Raw genomic sequence first — 15,945 nt, 5'->3', positions numbered from 1 at the left:
CCGTTCACTCCTTCCGCAGGGCGGCATGGAAAAGCCCGCCCCAGGTGGGGCGGGCTTCACCGGGTGACCGGCAGGGGGCGTCAGGGTGCCTGGAGGTCGACGAGTTCGGCCACGGCGGACCGGTGGGCGCCGGCCGTGCCGTAGGCGATCGAGTCGGCCTTGGCCCGCTTGAGGTTCAGATGGATCGGGTGCTCCCAGGTCATGCCGATGCCGGCGTGCAGCTGGAGCGCCTCCTCGGCGGCGTGCACCGCGACCGGCGCCGCGTAGGCCTGCGCCACGGCGACCGCCACCGCCGTTTCTTCGTCGTACTCCCCGTTGGCGAGCGCGTCGGCCGCGTTACGGGCGGCGGCACGGAGGTTGACGACCTCCAGCCACAGCTGGGCGAGACGGTGCTTGAGCGCCTGGAAGCCGCCGACGGGCCGGTTGAACTGCTTGCGCTCCTTCAGATAGCGCACGGTCTCCGTCAACGCCCAGTCGGCGAGCCCGAACTGCTCGGAGGCGAGCAGCCCGGCTCCGGCCCGCAGGGCGCGTCGTACGGCGGGTTCGGCGTCACCGAGCCTGCGCGCCTGCGCCCCGTTCAGGGTGACGGTCGCGAGCGGCCGGGTGAGGTCGAGGGAGACCTGCGGGGTGACGGTGGCGTCGGACGCGTTCACCGCGTACAGCCCGCCGTCCTCGGCCGGTACGAGCAGCACGTCCGCGGCCGCCGCGTCCGCGATGCCGGTCAGCTCCCCGTGCAGGGTGCCGTTCTCCAGTCGTACGGCGGGAAAGGCGGTGCCGGCGGCGCGGTGCAGCGCCACCGCGAGCGCGCCGATGACCCGCCCGGAGGCCAGCTGCCCGAGCAGCTCCTCGTCCCCGCACTCCAGCAGGGCCTCGGTGGCGACGACGGCGCTGGTGAGGTAGGGCACGGGGGCGACCGCGCGCCCCAGCTCCTCCAGTACGACGGCGACTTCGCGGTGCGTGGCGCCCTGGCCGCCCTGTGCCTCGGGCACCAGCAGGCCCGCCAGGCCCATGCCGTCGGCGAGGGCCTTCCAGGCGGCGAGGTCGTGCGGGGCGTCGGACTCGGCGCGCGCGATGACGCCGGGAGCGTCGCAGTGGTCGGCGAGGAGGTCCCGTACAGCGGACCGCAGCGCCTCTTCCTCCTCGGAGTAGAGAAGATCGGGCTGTGCGCTCATCGGGCGAGGTCCTTCCATGCGACGTCCTTGTCGGTGCGCGGCTCGGACGGGAGGCCCAGGACGCGTTCGGCGACGATGTTCAGCAGGACCTCGCTGGTCCCGCCCTCGATGCTGTTGCCCTTGGAGCGGAGGTAGCGGTAGCCGGCCTCGCGGCCGGTGAAGTCCACCAGTTCCGGGCGGCGCATGGTCCAGTCGTCGTACAACAGGCCCTCCTCGCCGAGGAGTTCGACCTCCAGGCCGCTGAGCTCCTGGTTGAGGCGGGCGAAGGCGAGCTTCATGCCGGCGCCCTCGGGACCGGGCTGCCCGGCGACGAGCTGCTGGCGCAGGCGTTCGGCGGTGAGCCGGGCGACCTCGGACTCCACCCACAGCTTCAGCAGCCGCTGGTGCAGGTCGTGGGTGCGCAGCTCGGGGCGTTCGCGCCAGGTCCTGGCGACCGGGGCGATCATGCCGCCCTCGCGGGGCAGCCGCATGCCGCCGATGGCGACGCGCTCGTTGTTCAGGGTGGTCTGCGCGACGCGCCAGCCGTCGCCGATCTCGCCGAGGCGGCGGGAGTCGGGGATGCGGACGTCGGTGAGGAACACCTCGTTGAACTCGGCCTCACCGGTGATCTGCCGCAGCGGACGCACGTCGACACCGGGGTCGGTCATGTCGCAGATGAAGTACGTGATGCCGGCATGCTTGGGCACGTTCGGGTCGGTGCGGGCGATGAGGATGGCCCAGCGGGCGTTGTGCGCGCCGGACGTCCACACCTTCTGCCCGTTGACCACCCAGTCGTCGCCCTCCCGGACGGCGCGGGTGCCGAGCGCGGCCAGGTCGGAGCCGGCGCCGGGCTCGCTGAACAGCTGGCACCAGACCTCCTCGCCGATCCACAGCGGCCGCAGATAGCGCTGCTTCTGCTCCTCGGTGCCGTACTTGAGGATCGTCGGGGCGGCCATGCCGAGCCCGATGCCGTTGCGTCGCGAGTCGTTGTCGGGGGCGCCGGCCGCCTCCAGTTCTGCGTCCACCACGGCCTGGAGGGAGCGGGGCACGCCGAGCCCGCCCAGGCCCTCCGGGTAGTGCACCCAGGCCAGTCCCGCGTCGAAGCGGGCCTTGAGGAAGTCCAGGCGGTCGGTGGTCGCCGGCGGATGGGCTGCCAGCAACTCCTGTGTGCGGCTGCGCAGTTCGGCTGCGTCGGTCATGCGGCGGCTCCGTTCTCCAGGGACGGCAGGACGGCCACCCGGCCGGTGGTCACGCCGTCGGCGACGCGCTGCACGGCGGCCGCAGCCCCGGCCAGCGGTACCCGCTCGCTGACCAGTGGCTTGATGGCGCCCCGGGCGGCCAGCTCGGTGAGCTGCTCGTGGCAGTGCGCGATCAGCTTCGGGTTCTTGGTGCCGTACAGGCCCCAGTGCAGGCCGAGGATCGAGTAGTTCTTCACCAGGGCGTGGTTGAGCCCCGGACTGGGGATGACCCCGCTGGCGAAGCCGACGACGACGATCCGGCCCTCGAAGGCGACGACCTTGGTCGACTGGGCGTAGGCCTCGCCACCGACCGGGTCGTAGATGACATCGGCGCCCCGGCCGCCCGTGGCCTCCTTGACGGCGGCGATGACGTCCTCGCTCTTGCGGTCGATGACGACGTCGCAGCCCGACTCCGTGGCCGCGGCCACCTTGTCGGCACCGCCGACGACCCCGATGACCCTGGCCCCGGCCGCCTTGCCGAGCTGCACGGCCGCGCTGCCGACCCCTCCTGCGGCAGCGTGGACGAGCAGCGTCTCGCCTGCTTCCAGGTGAGCGCGACGGTGCAGACCGAACCAGCCGGTCTGGTAGCCGATGTGCAGGGCGGCGGCCTGGGCGTCGTCCAGAGACTCGGGCGCGGGCAGCAAAGCTGCGGCGTCCGCGACGGCGTACTCGGCGAAACCGCCGTGGGGCAGGGCGGGGTTGGCGATGACCCGCCGCCCGTCCTCGGTCTCGCCGCAGATCTCCACGCCCGGCGTGAACGGCAGCGGCGGGCGCACCTGGTAGTGGCCCCGGCACATCAGCACATCCGGGAAGTTGATGTTCGCGGCTCGCACCTTCAGCAGCACCTGGCCGTCGCCGGGCGTGGGCCGCTCCACCTCCTCGAGCCGCATCACCTCGCTCGGCTCGCCGTTCTCGTGCACTTGCCATGCCTGCATGCGGTGCCTCCAGGGACTGCTCTGTCTGACCGGGGTCCATCGCATACTAAGCGGTCGCTTGCCCATGAGGAAATACCTGGCGCAGAGCAGCACCTGCTACCCGGGCAGCACGCCGCGGCCGTCGCGGACCTCGAACACCAGCTGGGTCTCGGTCTGCCGCACCATCGGGTGGACGGTCACGTGCTCCAGGATGAGGTCTCGCAGCTCTTCCGGGCTGGCCACGGCGACATGCAGGAGAAAGTCGTCGTCGCCGCCGACGTGCCAAACCGTCAGGGCTCCCGGCACCCTGACCAGCCGGTCGTAGAGGTTGCGGACATGTTCGCGGCTGTGGCTGCCCAGGCGGACCTTGATGATCGCGTGGATCGGGTGACCGAGTGCGCCGAGGTCGAGCCGGGCGTTGATGCCGGCGATGACACCGGACTCCCGCAGCGCACGGACCCGGTATGCGCAGGTCGACTCGGCGACGCCCACCCGGGCCGCGAGCGCCGCGTTGGTCATCCGGCCGTCCTCCACGAGTGCGACGAGGATGGCCAGATCGGTGCCGTCGAGTCCCGCCGCAGCGGGTTGTGTTTTCTTCAGTTGCTGGTCCGCCATGAACCCTCCTCTTGCTGAATCCGCACCAATATCGGTGATCAACCATGGCTTCCGCAATGACTCTTGCAGAGTGTTGTGGATCCCCTCACCCTCTGGGGCATGACCTCGTCGTATCTGCAACTCGACTCCCTGGCCGTCCACGCCGGCCGTGAGGACCTGACAGAGCTCGGCGTCCACGCGCTTCCCATCGACCTGTCGTCGACCAACCCGCTGCCGGACATCGACGCCGGCGGGCTGTCCTACGAGGCAATGGCGGGCGGAGGGACGCCCACCGCGGAGGGCGGAGCCGTCTATGCGCGGCTCTGGAACCCGACCGTGGCACGGTTCGAGTCGGCGCTGGCCCAGATGGAACACGCCCAGGCCGCCGTGGCGTTCTCCTCGGGCATGGCGGCGATGACCGCGGCGATCCTGGCGACCATGAAGGAGACCGGCCGCCGCCATGTCCTCGCCGTCCGCCCCCTCTACGGCGGTACCGACCATCTGCTGGCCTCGGGCCTCCTCGGTGCCGAGGTGACCTACTGCTCCGCACCGGACGTCGCCGCCGCCATCCGTCCCGACACGGCGATGATCGTGCTGGAGACGCCCGCCAATCCGACGCTCGAACTGGTCGACATCCGTGCCGTCGTCGAGGCCGCGCAGGGCGTTCCGGTTCTCGTCGACAACACGTTCGCGACGCCGGTCCTGCAGAATCCCGTCGACCTCGGTGCCGCGATGGTCCTGCACAGCGCGACCAAGTACCTGGGCGGGCACGGCGACGTCATCGCCGGTGTCATCGCCTGCGGCCAGGAGCAGGCGGCAGCGCTGCGCCGGGTCCGCGCGGTCACCGGCGGTCTGCTGCACCCGCTGGGCGCCTATCTGCTGCACCGGGGACTTGCCACGCTTCCCGTTCGGGTGCGGGCCCAGCAGGCGAACGCCCAGCGCATCGCCGCGTGGCTGACGACCCACCCGAGCGTCGCCCGCGTCCACTACCCCGGGATCGAGGGGGACCCGCAGGGGCTGCTCGGCCGACAGCTCAAGGGCACCGGGGCGATGATCTCCATCGACCTGCGCGGTGGCTTCGACCAGGCCGCGCACGCCACCTCGGCGGTCAGCCTCTTCACCCACGCGGTGTCCCTGGGCGGCGTCGATTCGCTGATCCAGCACCCGGCATCGCTGACGCACCGGCCCGTCGCCCCGGAGGCCCGACCCGCCGCAGGCCTGGTCAGGCTCTCCATCGGGCTCGAGGACGCCGACGATCTGATGGCCGACCTCGACCGGGCGCTCGCCACACGTCACCCGGTCCCCGTGACGGCGGGCGTGTCCCAGGCCGCCACCCAGCACCGTGCCATGACCCACCGGGTCGGCGAAGGACTACGAACGGGCAGCCGAGCCTGAACAGCGGGCCGACCGCCCGGAGACCGCCCGGGCTTCACGCAGGAATCGCCGACTCGGACGGGATCGCCCGACCTGGGACGGGCGGATCAGCGCAGTCCGGCGAAGAGATCGTTCTCGGGTACGGCCGCGCCGGTCGTGTCCTGGACACGTACGAAGGTCTCCATGCCCATCAGCTCGCCGAACCTCTCCTTGCCCATCTTCAGGAAGAAGATGTTCTCGCCCTGACTGGCGTGCGCGGCCAGCGCGTCGAACTTCTGACCGCTGAACGCGGTGGTGTCCACCCACGTGGTGATCTCGTCGTCGGGGAGGCCGATCTCGGCCAACGCGGCGGTCTCGGCAGGATCGGGCTCCGGCATGTCCTCACCGAACTCGCGCATGATCTCGCCGAACCGCTGCATCATCGAGCGGGGTGCCGTGGTCCAGTACACCTTCGGTGCCAGATCGGTCATCTCCAGCGCCGCCATCGTGATGCGGTGGGCCTGGATGTGGTCGGGGTGGCCGTAGAAGCCGTTCTCGTCGTAGGTGACGACCACATCGGGTCGGTAGTGCCGCATGAGTTCCGCAAGTCGGGCCGCGCCTTCCTGCACGGGGGTCTGCCAGAAGGATCCGGGGGCGTCGTTGCTCGGCCAGCCCATCATTCCGGAGTCGGCGTAGTCCAGCATCTCCAGATCGCTGACCTTCAGGACGTCACAGCTCGCCTCAAGTTCTTGACGGCGCATCAAGGCGACCGCCGCCGGATCGTGGCCGGGATCGCCCGGCTTGACACCCCCCGGTCCGTCACCGCAACCGCCGTCGGTACACGTCACGAGAACCGTACGGATGCCTTCCGCCGCGTACCGCGCGAGGATCCCTCCGGTTCCGGTGGCCTCGTCGTCGGGGTGGGCGTGTACGGCCATGAGCGTCAAGGGCCGGTCAGTCATGAATCAGTCCTCCTGCAGAAATACGTCTTGGTCCGAGTGTGCGGCGGGCGTACCGCGATCTTGGGGCCCGGATCCTGGTGAGGTGGACATCTTGGTGGTCTCCGTGTTCCCCGCCCGTGCGGTGCCGGTCCCTCGGTCCATGCAACCGTGCCGGCCGGGCCGGCTGTTCCCGGCGCGGCTGCTCGGCCCTGTGCGGTCGATGCTCAGTTCTTCGCGGTGCCGTCGAGTTGGAAGTGCCAGATGACCGCGATTTGGGAATCGTCCAGGGCCACGGCCGACGCTTCCGGGCACCGGTGCAGCAGGCCCCAGGACGCGCAGGTCGGGAGCTGGTCCGGGGCGGTGTCGGGGGCGAGGGAGTGGCGCGGGCGGCGGGGTTCCTCGCGGTGGCGGACCTGGAACCCCGAGAGGGAGGGCTGCGGCAAGGTAGCCGCTGAGCGGGCGGTGGTACCCGGCAAGGAGGGACGGGCGGCCGTCCGGGCCGGGACGGCGCGCCAGTGTCGGCCTGAGGTAGGACACCAGCAGGTGGGCATCGGAGACCACGAGGTGTCCGCCGGGACGCAGGACTCCCGCGAACGCGGCCAGCACAAGGGCCGGGTCGGGGACGTGGGTCAGGCGCGCAGACGACTTCGGGCAACCGTCGTCCCCTGGCCACCGCCAAGGCGCACTCCATCGAGACTTCCCTGCTTCCCGACGGCGGGGGAATCGAGGGCGCGACCCACCTGACCTCGGCAACCTGTTCTTCGTCCAGCGGCCTGCAGGAGCTGTTACGCAGGTGACTACGCTGAAGCGACATCGGCGCGGAATGGGGCAGGTGCGGCGTGGAGTTGTCGAAGCCGGTCGAGGCGGGGGACTCCGAGCGAGTCGGGCCGTACCGCATCGTGGGGCGCCTGGGCGAGGGCGGGATGGGCCGCGTCTGCCTCGGACTCTCGCGCAGCGGGCGGGAGTTCGCGGTCAAGGTGGTGCGGCCGGAGCTGTCGGAGGATCCGTCGTTCCGGCGGCGGTTCGCCCGGGAGGTGGCTGCGGCCCGTGCGGTGAGCGGCGCTTTCACCGCGCCCGTGGTCGACGCCGATGCGGAGGGCTCACCGGCGTGGCTGGCCACGTCGTACGTCCGCGGGCAGTCGCTGGCGGACGTCGTCGCCGCGCACGGCGGATGGCCGGAGGGACCACTGCTGGTGCTGGCCGCCGGGTTGGATGCCACTGTGCCGGGTGGTGGAGTGCGGTTGCGTCGCGTACTCCACGAGCGGGCTGTGCCGCAACTGCGAGAAACGGTGGAAAAGCGCAGATGAGGACTTTGAGGTCTTCGTCGCAGCGCCCCGGCCCATCCGTCGACGCAACGGGGTGGAGGACTGTACCGTTGTCGGCTGCTCACGGCCATGGGTGACGCGGACGCAGCAGCTGTGCAGTGCCCACCAATACCAGCGGGTCAAGATGGATCTCGACCTTCCAGAATTCTTGCGTCACCCGGCCGTGCGCCCCCTGCCATCGTTTGGGACGTGCGAGGTTGCGGCCTGTGACCGGCAGCGGTCAGGGAAGGTCTCTGCCTACTGCCTGCAGCACACACAGCGCCGCACACGCATGATCAGGGAAGGGACATTCCCCGGCGACGAGGTGTTCCGGCGCGCGATGCGGGCGGTGAACAAGTTCGTCGACGTCAATCTGCGCGGTCTGGCACCGCTGGTGGTCGCCGAGGTGATCTACGGCCTGCAGGAACGCATCCGGGGCGGTACCAAGACGCCGCCGTGGCATCTGCGTCCGGTGTGCGAACTTGCCCGTACCCGGCAGGTATCGACCCTGGACGAGCTCGACCCAGCATCGCTGTGCCGACGCCGTCAGGCGCTTCTCAATGCGCTCACCACTGCGTCACGCCGGCTCGGCATGACGCCCGAGAGCGAGCGGCACAAGGATGTATGGGATGCGGCGGCATTCGGCCGGTCCGGAAACCTCAATTTCACTGGGGTACGCCAGCCCTGGCTGCGAGAAGCCGTCAAAGCCGCCGTGTGCGACGAGTTGCCTCGGCGCCGCGGGGTTCAGGCTCGCGGACAGATGCAGACCCACATCAACGCTTTCGTCAAACTCTCCGACAGCCTGCACCTGCAACGCGACGACCACGGCGCCCACCCCGCGCTCCTGGAACGCCAGAACATCGTCAACTTCAGCAACCGTCTGGCCTTCCTTGCCGAGCCGGGGGAGATCAGCACCTACACGTGGATCTTTGTCGCCCGCGCGGTGAGGAAGTGGCTCAGCCTGATGCGGAGCATGGGCCTGACCCGGTCCGGGCAGCCCCTGCACGGCCTGCCCGCTGACTTCATGCTGCTCACCCAGGACATCCCCGACGAGCCCGAGGACTCCGAAGCCGGCAAGGACCTGCCCGACGAGGTGATGCGTCAGCTCTGCGCCCACCTCGACGTCCTGGAGGAGAAGTCAAGCCGCGAGGTACGCGTCGCCGTCGAGCTGCTCATCGACACCGGTCGGCGCCCCTTCGAGATCTGCCACCTGCCCTACGACTGTCTGACCCGGGACGCCGATGGCAAGCCCGTCCTGCTCTACGACAACCAAAAGGAATTGCGCCTGCGCCGTCGCCTGCCCATCCCTGAAGCCACCGCGGGGCTGATCATCGCGCAGCAGGCACGGGTCCGCGCCCGCTTCCCCGCCACAGCGCTCGGCCGGCTTGTGCTGCTGCCCTCCGTTGTGTCCAACCCCGAGGGGACCAAGGCGATCTCCGATGTGCTCACCCAGCATCGTGACTGGGTCGCAGCGCTGCCCGACGTGGCGCTGACGATGACCGTGCAGGAGGAGGGGAAGCCCGTGGCCAAACAGCTCTGCTTCGACAAGGAGAAGATCTTCCCCTACGCCTACCGGCACACTTACGCCCAGCGTCACGCGGACGCCGGCGTACCGGTCGACGTGCTCCGCCAGCTCATGGACCACCGGCAGTTGACCACCACTCAACGCTATTACCGGGTCGGCGAGCAGCGCCGTCGGGAGGCCATCGACAGGGTCACCGCGATGCAGTTCGACCGGCACGGTAACCGGATCTGGCGGAGGGCGAAGGCCCTGCTGGATTCCGAGCACGCCCGCCGCGCGGTCGGGGAGGTCGCGGTGCCGTACGGGGTGTGCACCGAGCCGTCGAACGTCGCGGCCGGCGGTCACGACTGCCCCGTCCGCTTCCGCTGTGTGGGCTGCGGGCACTTCCGCACCGACGTGTCCTACCTTCCCGATCTGGAGGCCTACCTCGCCGATCTGCTGCGCAGTCGGGAACGGCTCGCCGCGTTCAGCGCCGACACCTGGGCCAGGGAAGAGGCGTGCCGTCCGACGAGGAATTCACTCGTGTACGGCGGCTTGTCCGGCGCGTCCGCACCGACCTTGACGACCTCACCGACGAGGACCGGACGCAGATCCAGCAAGCCGTCGCAGTGGTCCGCCTCAGCCGCCAGGTCGTCACCCTCGGCATGCCCCGCGTCGCTGCGCCCGTGCTGAACCCGCGTCCTGAAAGGCCTTCCGTGTGACCAGCCGATTGACTGAAGGCAGAACTGCGGACTCCGCCCGCCGCCGCGAAAGGGTCCTCAAGGCCCTCGACACGGCAGTGCGGACCGGTGGAGACATCACCGTCTCCGGTCTCGCCCGCGCCGCCCGGGTTGACCGTACCTTCCTCTACCGCCACCGTGACCTGCTCGAACGCGTCCACGCCGCTGCCACGGCCCCGGCGGGGGACGGGGCGGTGGCAGCAGTCAGCCGTGCCTCGCTTCAGACCGACCTGGCCAACGCCCTGGAACGCAACAGCCGCCTGGCCGCACGTCTGCGGCAACTGGAGAAGCGCCTATCGACCGAGCTTGGCGAGCGTGTCTGGGCCGCGTCCGGGCTTGGGGCACCCACTGACATCGACAACCTTCAGCGGCGCATCACACTGCTGGAACAGGAACTCGAAGACACACGTGGTGAGTTGGAGGAGCGCAAGGAGGAACTGACAGCCGCGCGGGCCGCGAACCGAGAGCTCACCCGCGCCCTGAACCAGTCATAGTCGTCCCCTGGTGTCCGAGGCGCCTTATCAGCCAAGCCCGGTCGTCACCTGACCAGAACTTGACGGGCTCGGCGTAGCTCCGGCGGGCGTGATGGCCGCGCCTTCGCAATGCCCAGGTGACCGCCGAGGCAGCGGTTCGGGGCGACCCGAAATCCAGTACGGCGCGGCAGGTGAACCAGAAAGAGGCACTCTCGGACGGCACTGCGCTGACAGACACTAGCCCGTGCCTGCGCGGGTGCGCATGCGCAGGAGGTCGACTTCGAATTCGGCGAAGGTGGGCGTCGAAGCCGATCTCGTCGAGCAACTCACGGGTGCGTTTGCTGTCATACCCGCGACCGATACCGGTCCCCAGCATAGCCGATGGTATGACGTACATAATTTTACGGTCCAGGGCGACATGCTTGCCCGTCCCGCCGAACATCCGCCGCGGCGGCACGGCTCGTTGCCGGTGCGCCTCGGAAGGTCCGCCGGTAGGCCAGTGGTGTGACGCCGATAGCGGCGTGCAGGTGTTCGCGCAGCGAGGTGCCGCCGGCGAAGCCGACCTGGCCGGCGATCTCGTCGACCGGCAGGTCGGTGGATTCCAGCAACTGCCGGGCCCGGTCGACGCGTTGCTGGATGAGCCAGCGTCCGGGGCTCAAGCCGACTTCTTCTTTGAAGCGGCGGGCGAAGGTGCGCTGGCTCATGTTCGACTGCTCGGCAAGGTCGCTCAGAGTCAGCGGCTTGTGCAGGTTCTGCAGCGCCCACTGCCGGGCGGCGGACGTGTCGTTCGCCGTTGCATCGGGAACCGGGTGTTCGATGTACTGCGCCTGGCCTCCGTCGCGCCACGGGGGGACGACGCAGGTGCGGGCCACACGGTTGGCGATCTCGCTGCCGTGGTCCTTGCGGACAAGGTGCAGGCAGACATCGATGCCGGCAGCGGCACCGGCCGAGGTCAGCACGTCGCCTTCGTCGACGAACAGGACGTTCGGGTCGAGTTCCACCTGCGGGTACCACTCCCGGAAGAGGCCCGTGGCGTGCCAGTGCGTGGTGGCCCGGTGCCCGTCGAGCAGCCCCGCCGCGGCCAGCACAAAGGCGCCGGTGCAGGTCGACACGATCCGGGTGCCGGGGGCCACGTACGCGAGGACTTGCGCCAGGTCGACCGACGTCTGACGGCGGGGGTTGCCGGTGTGGAACGGCGCGATGATGACGGTGTCGGCGGTGCGCAACGCCTCCGGGCCATGATCGACGCTGATGGAGAAGTCCGCGTTGGTGCGCACCGGGCGACCGTCGATGGTGCAGGTCACGACCTCGTAGCGGCCGTCCGCGGCGCCGAAGACGCGGTGGGGAATGCCCAGGTCGAACGGGTACACCCCGTGCGAGGCGAGGACAACGACGCGGTGCACCTTGATCACGGCAGGATCCCGTCGAAAATTGGCGATCACGCCATTGTAGGGGCCTGTGACGGCGGCCAGGCTGGGCCCATGACGGACACCGAAACCATGCGAGCCATCAGCCAGGACACCTACGGCGCCCCCGACGTGCTGCAGGAAACCCTGCTGCCCAAACCGGCGCCAGGGGTGAGCGAGATCCTGGTCGCCGTCCACGCGGCCGGGGTCAACCCGACCGACTGGGGGAACCGTGCCCGGTCCGCGACCGTCGCCCGGATGCCGCTGGTGCTCGGCTGGGACGTCTCCGGCGTCGTCGAGGCCGTCGGCGTGGGCGTCACGCTGTTCAAGCCCGGCGACGAGGTCTTCGGCATGCTGCCCTACCCGGGCGGAGTCGGCTCGCACGCCGAGTACGTGACCGGGCCGGCCCGCGTCTTCACGCACAAGCCCGCCGGCATCGACCACGTCCAGGCCGGTGCGCTGCCGCTGGCCGCGCTGACCGCCTACCAGGCACTGGTCGACACCGCCGGCGTCCGGGCCGGGCAGCGAGTCCTGATCCACGCGGCGGCCGGCGGCGTCGGTCACCTCGCCGTGCAGATCGCCAAGGCCCGCGGCGCGTACGTGATCGGCACCGCCGGCGCCGCCAAACACGACTTCCTGCGATCCCTCGGTGCCGACGAGGTCATCGACTACCACAGCGTCGACTTCACCGAGGTGCTCAGCGACATCGACGTGGTCCTCGACCCGATCTCCCGCGACTCCGCCGCCCGCGCCCGATCCGTGGCCGTGCTGCGCCCGGGCGGCACCCTCGTCTCGATCCTTCCGGTACCCGTCGACGCCGGCGAACTGGCGGCGATCGCCGAGCGGGGGATCCGCTACGAGTCGCTGCTGGTCGAGGCCGACCACGCCGGCATGCAGGCCATCGCCGCCCTCGTCGAGACCGGCGCACTGCGCGCCCACATCGACGCCACCTTCCCGCTCGCCGAGGCCGCGAAGGCGCACACGCTCGGCGAGACCGGCCGCACCACCGGCAAGATCGTGCTGACCGTCCGAGACAGCAGGGCACACCTTGCCGGCCAACTGCTGCATGACGTGTTCGTCCTCGGGGACACGGCCATCGTCGATCGGGTCGTGCGGCCCGATTACTACATCCAGCACAACCCCCTGGCGCCCGACGGAGCCGACGCCCTCAAGTACTTCAGCGGCGCCATGCGACAGCAGTTCCCGCAGGCCGCCTTCGAGCCCCGCCGGATCATCACCGACGGCGATCTGGTGCTGCTGCACTCCCGCTACGTCATGGTGCCGGGCACCGAGGGTCTGGCCGTGTTCGACCTGTTCCGCTTCCAGGACGGCAAGATCGCCGAGCACTGGGACGTCATTCAGGAAGTGCCCGCCACCACGGCCAGCGGCAACGACATGTTCGCCACGCTCAGCGAGCCGCGGACCGACGCGGTCGGGCAGCGCTGGTTCAGCGCCTACCACAAGGAACTGGTCACCGCGTTCGTCGACCAACTGCTGGTCCGCAAGGACCTGACCGCCATCGACACCTACGTCGGCGCCGACTACCACGAACACAGCCCGACCATCTCCGACGGCGCGGCCGGCCTCAAGGCCGACCTGGGCAGCTACTTCGACAAGTTCCCGCAGTCGAGTGTCACACCGAAACGCGTCATCGCCGAAGGCGACCTGGTCGCCGTGCACAGCCACTACGTCGACACGCCGGGCGAGCGTGGCCGGTCGGTCATCGACCTCTTCCGGGTCCGCGATGCCAGGATCGTCGAGCACTGGAGCTCCGAACAGGCCGTGCCCGAGACCGCCGCCAACGACAACACGATGTTCTGACAGCCGCCGGGGGCGGGGCGAATCGTGTCCAGCCCCCACAAGAGCGACCGGCATTAGGCCATCAGCGCGGCGATCCCCGAACCGTCGATCCCGTCGCTCTTGAACCGACGCCCAGCCGTCTCGATGATCCGCCGCCGCGTCTCCTGCTTGCGCTCTCGCCCGTATCGGGCCCCGCGCCCTCCTTCACTCGTCCAGCTGGCCGCTGGCCGTAGCGCAGGTCACAGGCGAGGGCCAGCTCGTTGCCGGCACCCCGGGTACGGCCCCGGATGGCCGCGATGCTGACGAACGGAGCCTTGCTCAGCCGCAGGACCATGTCGGTCCACAACGGGTTGTCGTCCTCGTGCTCGGGCGTGGGAAGGTCGGCGGCCGCGGCGGCGTCGAATTGATTGAGGAAGAAGTCGGGGAGCTCGCTGGCGAAGACGACGACCTGGATGTCCGGGTCGTTCTCCAGCTCCGAGACGATCTTGTGCAACGTCACGATCGACTCGGGAACCACCAGGTTCACGGGAGGATTCGAGAACGTGATCCTCGCGGTCCGCGGAGTCGTCCGCTCAAGGCGGATCGTGCTGGACTGGCTCATGGCGTGGCTTCCGTCTGATCAACCGCGTCAAAGCGGACCTCGACGACCTCACCGCGGAGGAGCAAGCGCAGATCCAGCAGGCGGTCTCGGTCATCCGCCGCGGGCGCAGCGTGATGCTCGGGGTGCCTCGCATCGGCCAGCCCCTGCCCGACGTCCGACCGAGGAGGACTACGTGAGCTCCGCGATGAGCGCCGGCCGCAAGGCGGACGGCGATCGGCGCCGCCAGCGGGTCGTGAAGGCCATCACCGCCGCCGCACAGAAGGGAAGCCGCATCACGGTCTCGGGCATCGCCCGTCAGGCCGGGGTGGACCGGACCTTCCTGTACCGGCACCGGGATCTGCTCGCCCTTGTTCACGCCGCCGAGCTCGAGCCGCCTGAGCAGGACCCGTCGTCGGGTGCCTCCGCGGTGAGTAGGGCCCCGCTGCAGGCAGATCTCGCGAACGCGCAGGCCCGCACCGTCCGCCTGTCCGCACGAATTCGGCAGTTGGAGAGGCGCTTGTGTCAGGAACTGGGCGAGCAGGCCTGGCGCGAGTCCGGCCTTGGCGCTCCAACCGACATCGAGGAGCTGCAACGAACGATCACGAGACTCGAGCAGCGTAACGTCGAATTGACCGAGGCGCTGGAAGAGAGCAAGGCCGATCTGAAGGCAGCCCGGGAAGCCAATCGTGAACTGACCCGGCCCCTCAACCAGCGTGGAGACCGGAACCAGGACGCACCCGCCGGCAGTAAAGCTGGATGAGGCCCCGGGGCGGGCCCGTCACAGATCTGTCCTCCCACTCCGGGGACCAGGACGGTTGGTTTGTGGACAGGGGTGAGAACTGACCGATGACCGCTCTCAGCCTTGGCCCAGGAAAGTCAGGGGCGCGGTGACATTACGTGAAGGCCGGTGCCGCCGACGTCAGTTGACAGGTTGGGGCCGGTCGGCACTCAGGTGGGCGGTGAGGAAGCTGGCGGCGCGGTCCAGCGCGGCATCCGCCTCGTCGAGACGGCCGTAGTGGAGCTGGAAGACATGAGGGAGGCCAGGCCCGACCTCGAGCGTGACCTCGACGTCGTCGGCGCCCGCACGGCCGGCCAGCCGGACCGCGTCGTCGAGCAGCACCTCGTTCGCCCCTACCTGCACGAGCAACGGCGGCAGCCCGGTGAGGTCGGCGAACAACGGGCTGGCCAGGGGATGCGCCCGGTCGCCCGCACCGACGTAGTGATCGGCGAGGGCGCGCAGGTCGGCCTCGATGAAGAGGGGGTCGGCGTCCTGCTTGGCACGCATGCTTTCACCGGCGAGGGTGAGGTCGACCCACGGGGAGAAGACGACCACGGCCGCTGGTTGCGGCAGTCCGGCGTCCCGGGCTGCGAGGAGCGTGGCGATGCTCAGGCCGCCGCCGGCGGAGTCACCAGCCACGACGAGGTTGCGTGGGTCGATGCCCGCGTCCAGCAGCTCGCGATACGCCGCGAGCCCGTCGTCGACGGCCGCCGGGAAGGGATGTTCGGGAGCCAGCCGGTAATCCACCGACACCGCGCGCAAACCGAGGCGGCGGGCCAGTTCACCGACCAGCCCTTCGTGAGTGTCCGGTGAGCCGACGACGTAGCCGCCACCGTGCAGGTAGAGCAGCCGGCCCCGGCCGGAGACTTCGGCCGGCTCCAGTTCCAGGGCCGGCCGTCCACCCAGAACGGTCTGGCGGGTGACCACGCCCGCTTCAGCGGGCCGGGTGAGAGCCGCGCTGAATCCGCTGCGTTGTTCCGCCACCGTGGGGGGCGTCTCGCTCCGGGGGGCGGAACGGAGCATGGCGTCCAGGGCGTCGCGCTCGGATCGGGACATGGGAAACCTCTATCGGTCAGAAGGACAGCACGTCACAGCGGGACCGGCATCGGCCCCGGGTTCGCACGTGCTGGAGGATCGCGTTGATCACTGGTCGATGCTCACGCCACCGGGCG

15 protein-coding genes and 1 pseudogene are annotated in these 15,945 nt (G+C 69.9%); 7 read left to right on the top strand and 9 right to left on the bottom strand.

Going from position 1 to position 15,945, the window contains the following annotated elements:
* Positions 1–80: 80 nt before the first annotated feature.
* From IH68_RS0104070 to IH68_RS0104055, 4 genes are all read right to left on the bottom strand, one after another.
* On the bottom strand, positions 81–1,172 hold the full coding sequence (locus IH68_RS0104070; protein WP_030928384.1) for an acyl-CoA dehydrogenase family protein: 1,092 nt from the start codon (positions 1,170–1,172) through the stop codon (positions 81–83).
* Positions 1,169–2,350 (bottom strand): acyl-CoA dehydrogenase family protein, encoded by a 1,182-nt coding sequence (locus IH68_RS0104065; RefSeq protein ID WP_030928381.1) that lies wholly within the window; start codon positions 2,348–2,350, stop codon positions 1,169–1,171. The genes IH68_RS0104070 and IH68_RS0104065 overlap by 4 nt, the downstream gene beginning before the upstream one ends.
* Entirely contained in the window at positions 2,347–3,324 is a 978-nt protein-coding gene (locus tag IH68_RS0104060) for an NADPH:quinone oxidoreductase family protein (RefSeq protein ID WP_030928378.1), read from the bottom strand. The genes IH68_RS0104065 and IH68_RS0104060 overlap by 4 nt, the downstream gene beginning before the upstream one ends.
* A gap of 96 nt (positions 3,325–3,420) precedes the next feature.
* Positions 3,421–3,918, bottom strand: a complete 498-nt coding sequence (locus IH68_RS0104055) for an Lrp/AsnC family transcriptional regulator (protein WP_030928374.1) — start codon at positions 3,916–3,918, stop codon at positions 3,421–3,423.
* A 99-nt stretch (positions 3,919–4,017) separates the two neighbouring features.
* Here IH68_RS0104055 and IH68_RS0104050 point away from each other — a divergent pair, with 99 nt between their 5' ends.
* Positions 4,018–5,292 carry a trans-sulfuration enzyme family protein gene (locus tag IH68_RS0104050; protein ID WP_051833196.1) on the top strand — a complete coding sequence of 425 codons (1,275 nt, stop codon included), beginning with the start codon at positions 4,018–4,020 and terminating at the stop codon, positions 5,290–5,292.
* Between the two features lie 86 nt (positions 5,293–5,378).
* Here IH68_RS0104050 and IH68_RS0104045 read toward each other — a convergent pair whose 3' ends face one another.
* Both IH68_RS0104045 and IH68_RS56270 read right to left on the bottom strand, forming a co-directional pair.
* Complete coding sequence (locus tag IH68_RS0104045) at positions 5,379–6,212, bottom strand: PIG-L family deacetylase (protein WP_030928368.1); 834 nt, start codon at positions 6,210–6,212, stop codon at positions 5,379–5,381.
* Positions 6,213–6,415: 203 nt separating this feature from the next.
* The gene (locus IH68_RS56270; RefSeq protein WP_030928365.1) at positions 6,416–6,634 is read right to left on the bottom strand and encodes a hypothetical protein; all 219 of its coding nucleotides are present in this window, start codon (positions 6,632–6,634) and stop codon (positions 6,416–6,418) included.
* A 396-nt stretch (positions 6,635–7,030) separates the two neighbouring features.
* Between IH68_RS56270 and IH68_RS0104035 the strand changes: the two genes are divergently transcribed.
* From IH68_RS0104035 to IH68_RS0104025, 3 genes are read left to right on the top strand one after another with little or no spacing between them, the layout of a single operon-like run.
* A complete protein-coding gene (locus IH68_RS0104035) occupies positions 7,031–7,498 on the top strand; it encodes a hypothetical protein (RefSeq protein WP_030928362.1) in 468 nt (155 codons plus the stop codon).
* Positions 7,419–9,689: a tyrosine-type recombinase/integrase gene (locus IH68_RS56980; RefSeq protein WP_199931836.1), complete on the top strand. Its 2,271-nt coding sequence runs from the start codon at positions 7,419–7,421 to the stop codon at positions 9,687–9,689. The genes IH68_RS0104035 and IH68_RS56980 overlap by 80 nt, the downstream gene beginning before the upstream one ends.
* A 37-nt stretch (positions 9,690–9,726) precedes the next feature.
* Complete coding sequence (locus tag IH68_RS0104025) at positions 9,727–10,230, top strand: DUF6262 family protein (protein ID WP_051833156.1); 504 nt, start codon at positions 9,727–9,729, stop codon at positions 10,228–10,230.
* 380 nt (positions 10,231–10,610) lie between these two features.
* Here IH68_RS0104025 and IH68_RS0104020 read toward each other — a convergent pair whose 3' ends face one another.
* Positions 10,611–11,621, bottom strand: a complete 1,011-nt coding sequence (locus IH68_RS0104020; RefSeq protein WP_107057397.1) for a GlxA family transcriptional regulator — start codon at positions 11,619–11,621, stop codon at positions 10,611–10,613.
* 87 nt (positions 11,622–11,708) lie between these two features.
* Between IH68_RS0104020 and IH68_RS57800 the strand changes: the two are divergent.
* A pseudogene (locus IH68_RS57800) lies at positions 11,709–12,644 on the top strand (NADP-dependent oxidoreductase); the annotation flags it as partial.
* Positions 12,633–13,436 carry a nuclear transport factor 2 family protein gene (locus tag IH68_RS57795; RefSeq protein ID WP_234341225.1) on the top strand — a complete coding sequence of 268 codons (804 nt, stop codon included), beginning with the start codon at positions 12,633–12,635 and terminating at the stop codon, positions 13,434–13,436. The pseudogene IH68_RS57800 and the gene IH68_RS57795, both read left to right, overlap by 12 nt.
* Positions 13,437–13,497: 61 nt before the next feature.
* Here IH68_RS57795 and IH68_RS57785 read toward each other — a convergent pair whose 3' ends face one another.
* Positions 13,498–14,016, bottom strand: coding sequence for an enoyl-CoA hydratase/isomerase family protein (locus tag IH68_RS57785; RefSeq protein ID WP_078912305.1), 519 nt, complete (start codon positions 14,014–14,016; stop codon positions 13,498–13,500).
* A 172-nt stretch (positions 14,017–14,188) separates the two neighbouring features.
* On the opposite strand from IH68_RS57785, the gene IH68_RS49595 reads away from it, so the two are divergent.
* Positions 14,189–14,755, top strand: a complete 567-nt coding sequence (locus IH68_RS49595) for a DUF6262 family protein (protein ID WP_234341207.1) — start codon at positions 14,189–14,191, stop codon at positions 14,753–14,755.
* A 159-nt stretch (positions 14,756–14,914) separates the two neighbouring features.
* Here the strand turns inward: IH68_RS49595 and IH68_RS0104000 are convergent, their stop codons facing one another.
* The gene (locus tag IH68_RS0104000; RefSeq protein ID WP_030928346.1) at positions 14,915–15,829 is read right to left on the bottom strand and encodes an alpha/beta hydrolase; all 915 of its coding nucleotides are present in this window, start codon (positions 15,827–15,829) and stop codon (positions 14,915–14,917) included.
* Positions 15,830–15,945: the final 116 nt, after the last annotated feature.

Source organism: Streptomyces sp. NRRL S-646 (assembly GCF_000720765.1).
GTDB lineage: Bacteria > Actinomycetota > Actinomycetes > Streptomycetales > Streptomycetaceae > Streptomyces.
The sequence above is the reverse complement of the archived record's forward strand: the minus strand, read 5'-3'. Positions and strand labels throughout refer to the sequence as shown.